Raw genomic sequence first — 5057 nt, 5'->3', positions numbered from 1 at the left:
ACGTGAAGCGCTGGGACAGGGCGGCCTACAATGGACGCAGCCCTGAGACAGGCACTGGCTGTCGAGGGGTCAGGTGTTGGTAGGTGTTGCAACCGCCTACCGACACCGTGGGTGACTAAACGACCAAAATTTCGGGGGAAAGGCAAGCTGCACCGATAGGAATCGAATTACAGCTTGATGGACGATTGTACTGGATGCGATCGCCCTCGTCAATTGTCCTGATGATTTACACTTACAACCCCATTCATCCTGCGATCGCCCCTACTTATGCCAAGGGCCCAAGTTTTTCTTATCCCAGATTCGGTAAAGATATATTAAGATGCATTCCAAGACCCAAGCCCTTCGCGCTGGAACGGCCGAGCAGCTAGGCTCAACACCGGACTATTACACGTTGGCGTAGGGCAGCAGCACAATATGGCGATCGCGATCGATCAACAGCCAGCCCTCTTCACGCAGTTGGCTGATCAGGCGCGTGACTGTAACGCGAGTCGTGCCGATGGCGTTGGCAAGCTGCTGGTGGGTCAGGCGCACACTCAAGCGAGTTCCCTCAGGCGCCGGCTGTCCCACTTCCCGCTTTAGCAGCACCAGCAAATGCCGCAGCCGATCTTCGACTCGGCGATAGCCCACCATTGCCAGCACCGCCTCCGTTTGCCGCAGCCGCCGCGCCATGTGTTGAAAAATGCCCTGCGCCAACATAGGAGACTGTTCCACTTCCGACCAAGTGAGGCGCATCAGGTCTACGTCCGACAGCGCGGTGGCGTGATAGGGACGAATCAGCGTCAGCGGCAACCCAAACGGCATCGAAGCGGAAGCCAGCCCCAGCAGCGCCTCATCCCCTGTGTCATAAAACGTGCCCAACTGCACTACGCCCCGGCAAACCACCCAGACTTCATGTGGCGTGAGCGGGATGTCTTGCCCTGCGCGGAAGGACTGCAAGCTTCTGCCCTGATAAAGTTTCTCCAACAACAAGCGCAAGTCTGACTGGCTGGGAACTTCCAGGGCGAATGACTGAAGCATATTGAACTCCCTTGTGTGAGCGTGCCCTCTCAATCTAGAATCTGCACCTAAAGATGGGGTAATTCTCTGGTTTAGAGAAGGTTAAGATCCCGTATGCTCACGGATACGCAATCATTTGCAAATTTACGCAAGAATTCACGGATTTACCTATAGATCCATCTATGAAAATGCCGTTTAGAATTGTGCTGGCTGCCTGGACGTAGCCTTTTTAGCAAAGCAGTTGAGGATACATATTCAAGATCCCTAGTCCTCAGTGGCGCTAGGGCGTGTCTTAAAGCCCTTTGATCCCCCCTAGCCCCCCTTAAAGATCCCCCCTTAGCCCCCCTTAAAAAAGGGGGAACCGAGCCGAACCACTCCGGAAGTCCCCCTTAATGGATTTAGGGGGATCGACTCAAGGCAATCAACGACCTAGAAAGGTTTAAGACACTGCCTAGGAATGAGAGGGCTAGAGGCTCTGCAAATGCTTGACAGGCAATCCAAAATCGCAAATCACAAATCGCAAATCGCAAATCCACATCACTTTATGCTTCTGGGGAACCCGTTTCAACGGACGGCAGGCTGGTGCTGAGAACCCAATCGACAAACTGGCGGGCCGTGCGGCCCGATCGCCCATTTTGCTGGGTTGCCCACTGGAGGGCCTGAAATTCCAGGGTCTTGGGGTCGAGCGGGAGGTCATTTTGGCGGGCGAGATGGCGCACGATTTCCAGGTAGGTGTCTTGGTCGGCGGGTTCAAAGGTGAGCGTTAGCCCAAAGCGATCGCCAAAGGACAGCTTTTCTTGCACCGTGTCCCAACTGTGGATTTCGTCGGCATCGCTGGGGCGGGGGCGATCGCCAAAAAACTCGCGGATCAGGTGGCGACGGTTGGAGGTGGCGTAGACCACCACATTGGGCGATCGCGCCACGACGCTGCCTTCTAGCACCACTTTCAGCGCTTTAAAGGCTTCGTCGTCGTCTTCAAAAGACAGGTCATCGACAAAGAGAATAAACGCTTGCGGCACATCGCGCAGCAGCGGCAAAATGTCCGGCAATTTCGCCAGTTCCGCCTTGCTGACTTCGATGAGTCGCAAGCCGCGATCGCCATACTGGTTCAGCAGCGCCTTCACCAGCGACGACTTGCCCGTGCCCCGGCTGCCGTAGAGCAACACGTTCAGCGCCGGAGCGCCTGCTAGCAGCGCCTCAGTATTTTGCAAAAGCTGCTGTTTTTGTCGCTCATAGCCCACCAGCGCATCGAGCGAAATCGGGTCGGGATGGGGGATGCCCTCTAGCCGACCACCTTGCCAGCGAAAGGCACGATAGCGGGCATAGTCGCCCACACCCGCGCTGCGGTAGTGTTGCGCCAGATCGGGCAATAGGCTGGCCCAATCGGCGGCGGCTTGAAACTGGGCGCGAATGGTTTGGGTTTGCGGGCTGGCGGATGCTTTGGGGTCGTCGGCTGCGCTCCAGCTTACGGGCGGCAGGGACAGCCCTGCGGCGATCGCCAGCCATTGCCCCAGGCGATCGCCCGTGCAGGTGGTATAAAGCGCCTGGAGCGCTCGCAGGTCAGCGGCGGCGGCGGACACCAGGGGTTGCGGCAGGTCGCTCAGGTCGGTTCGCTGGGTTGCCTGGGTAAAGGGGTTGTCGTCTAGCAAAATCTGATCCAGCAGGTGCGATTGCCAGCTTTGCTGACGAGTCGCCAGCGTATAAAACCAGTCGCCATAGGCCTTCAGGAGGTCTACCCGGTCGGCGGGCGATCGCCCCAGCGCCGCCAACAGCCGCAGCAACGCCTGCCCTGGCTCTTGCCGCAGCACCGCTGGGTAAACCAGCAGCGAGGCGGCCTGCTGCTGGAGGAGGTGAATTTGCTTTAAAACCTGGGCATCCATGCGGCGATCGCACGTTTGAGAAGACGGGGTTTGGACGAGGGGGTTAGAAGTCAACAACCCTGATATCTATCTAATACCTATTAACCCAGATGATATCTATCAACGCGGCTAACTTCTAAACCCCAGACCCCTAGCCCTCTTTCTCGTCCACCATCGACAACATGCCTTGCAGCGCGGCGGGGATGCTCTTGGGGTCCATGAACATCACCTTGCTGCTGTCGCTCTTGCCGATGGTGTTGCCCATGTCGAGGTAGCCCAGCGCCAGCAAAACCTGACCCGCTTCCATCGCGCGGGGGTCGTTTTTCAAGGCTTGCGTGACGATGCCGATGGCTTCGGCGGTGGCTTGGGCCTTGAGTACGGCGGCTTGGCGTTCGGCTTGGGCTTTCAGCACGGCGGCTTTTTGGTCGGCTTCGGCTCGCAGCACAACGGCCTTCTGATTTGCCTCGGCTTCTAGCACTTGGGCATCGGCTTTGCCTCGCGCTGAGTTCACCGCAGCTTCGCGATCGCCCTCAGAGGTCAAAATCGCCGCCCGCTTGCGCCGCTCTGCCGACATTTGCAACTCCATCGACTCTTGCACCGCCTTTGAGGGCACGATGTCGCGCAGTTCCACACGAGTCACCTTCACGCCCCAGGGGTCAGTAGCAGTGTCTAGCTCTCGCAGCAGAATTTCGTTAATCTGCGATCGCGCAGTAAAGGTTTCGTCTAGCTCCAGCTTACCCATCTCGGCGCGAATCTGGGTCAGCACCAAGTTCACCATCGCCGCCTGGAGATTTTGCACCTTGTAATAGGCCTTTTCCATGTCCACGATGCGCCAGTAGACCACCGCATCCACCGTGATAGCAACGTTGTCCTTGGTGATCGACGGCTGAGGCGGAATGTCCAGCACCTTTTCCCGAATCGTTTCCTGAAACGCGACCCGATCGGCAAACGGCAGAATAAAGTTCAAACCAGGCTTCAGCTTTTTGTTGTAGCTGCCCAGGCGCTCGACCAGCGCTTCGTTCCCCTGGTTAACAATTTTAACAGAGCTAGACAGCCCAGCCGTGCCCAACACCAGCGCAATCAGAGCGGTGAAAAAACCTTCCATGCAAAACCTCCACAATCCAAATTGAGAGAAACCAAGTTGAGAGAAACCAATCCGCGACTCACCCTCAGCAGGCGATCCTCAGCGACTCACCAGATGCTCTGGCAACACGATCAGCGTGGTGCCCCGACGCTCCACCACCACCACTTTTTGATCGGCGGCGATCGCCAGATTTTCGTCCTCACACCGGGCCTGCCAGGAGTTGCCTTCGTAGATCACCCGCCCCGTTTCGCCAGGAGGAATCGAGGTCAGCGTCCGCGCTTCGTGGGAATCTTCGATCAAGCGCGATCGCCGCTGCGGAATGAATCGGCGCGACAGCACCACCAGCAGCACCGACAACACCAGCCAGAGCATGACCTGGAGGCTGACCTGCGGCACCGACAGCGCCACAAAGGCCACGATCAGCGCACTAATTCCCATTACAAATTCCACAAACGCAGTGGGCAGCACAATCTCCATCATGCAGAGGACGATGCCTGCAATTAGCCAAATCACGCTAGGACTCATGGTCATCAGCCGTTATCCGAGAGAGAGGGACAAACGATACAAGAAGAAAGCCAGGAGAACGCTTGGTTGAGAGACTTTTCAGCAAGACTCTGTGGACGAAAAGACTCTGTGGACGAAGAGGACTATATTTCGAGGAGCCGAGGGCTATGCAGAGACATGAATGCAAGGAATGCAAACGTCCCTGCTTAAATCCAACACGTCGCTGTCACGGGTTCATTACGACACTTTCGACACTACGGATAGCTACAAAAAACGCTGGCAATATTCCAGATGGACAGCCGTTGAACGAGCCGCTAGGTTCAGACTGCGGGTGGCAATGTTTCAGCCAGTTCTGCGTGAAATCTGGGTAACGTCTGCATAAACCCTGGGACGCGCTCGGATTGGGGGATTGGTTTGCGGGTTTGAGCGTCTGCCTGTTTGAATCCAGCCACTTGAATCTAGCCGCTTGAATTCAGCCGCTTGAATCTAGGGCGTGTTTTAAAGCCCTTTGATCCCCCCTAGCCCCCCTGAAAAAAGGGGGGGAACCGAGCCGAACCAGTCCGGAAGTCCCCCTTAATAAGGGGGATTTAGGGGGATCGACTCAAGGCAATCAA

At 56.8% G+C, this 5057-nt stretch carries 4 protein-coding genes; all 4 read right to left on the bottom strand.

All coding sequences use genetic code 11. The annotated features are described in order from the left end of the window. Nucleotides 1–384: 384 nt before the first annotated feature. Nucleotides 385–1017 carry a Crp/Fnr family transcriptional regulator gene (locus IGS51_RS16170; RefSeq protein ID WP_068510594.1) on the bottom strand — a complete coding sequence of 211 codons (633 nt, stop codon included), beginning with the start codon at nt 1015–1017 and terminating at the stop codon, nt 385–387. 521 nt (nt 1018–1538) lie between these two features. After that, nucleotides 1539–2930 (bottom strand): ATP-binding protein, encoded by a 1392-nt coding sequence (locus IGS51_RS16165; protein ID WP_297079790.1) that lies wholly within the window; start codon nt 2928–2930, stop codon nt 1539–1541. Nucleotides 2931–3006: 76 nt separating this feature from the next. After that, nucleotides 3007–3960, bottom strand: coding sequence for an SPFH domain-containing protein (locus IGS51_RS16160; protein ID WP_297079788.1), 954 nt, complete (start codon nt 3958–3960; stop codon nt 3007–3009). A gap of 78 nt (nt 3961–4038) precedes the next feature. Further along, nucleotides 4039–4470: an NfeD family protein gene (locus IGS51_RS16155; RefSeq protein WP_297079786.1), complete on the bottom strand. Its 432-nt coding sequence runs from the start codon at nt 4468–4470 to the stop codon at nt 4039–4041. Nucleotides 4471–5057: the final 587 nt, after the last annotated feature.

This window comes from Thermoleptolyngbya sp. M55_K2018_002 (genome assembly GCF_015295965.1).
In the GTDB taxonomy this organism is placed as follows: domain Bacteria; phylum Cyanobacteriota; class Cyanobacteriia; order Elainellales; family Elainellaceae; genus Thermoleptolyngbya; species Thermoleptolyngbya sichuanensis.
The sequence above is the reverse complement of the archived record's forward strand: the minus strand, read 5'-3'. Positions and strand labels throughout refer to the sequence as shown.

What these genes read in the sequence shown, in the direction of transcription:
- IGS51_RS16170 (WP_068510594.1), bottom strand. Translation starts at nt 1,017, where the DNA reads ATGCTTCAGTCATTCGCCCTGGAAGTTCCCAGCCAGTCAGACTTGCGC.
- IGS51_RS16160 (WP_297079788.1), bottom strand. Translation starts at nt 3,960, where the DNA reads ATGGAAGGTTTTTTCACCGCTCTGATTGCGCTGGTGTTGGGCACGGCT.
- IGS51_RS16155 (WP_297079786.1), bottom strand. Translation starts at nt 4,470, where the DNA reads ATGACCATGAGTCCTAGCGTGATTTGGCTAATTGCAGGCATCGTCCTC.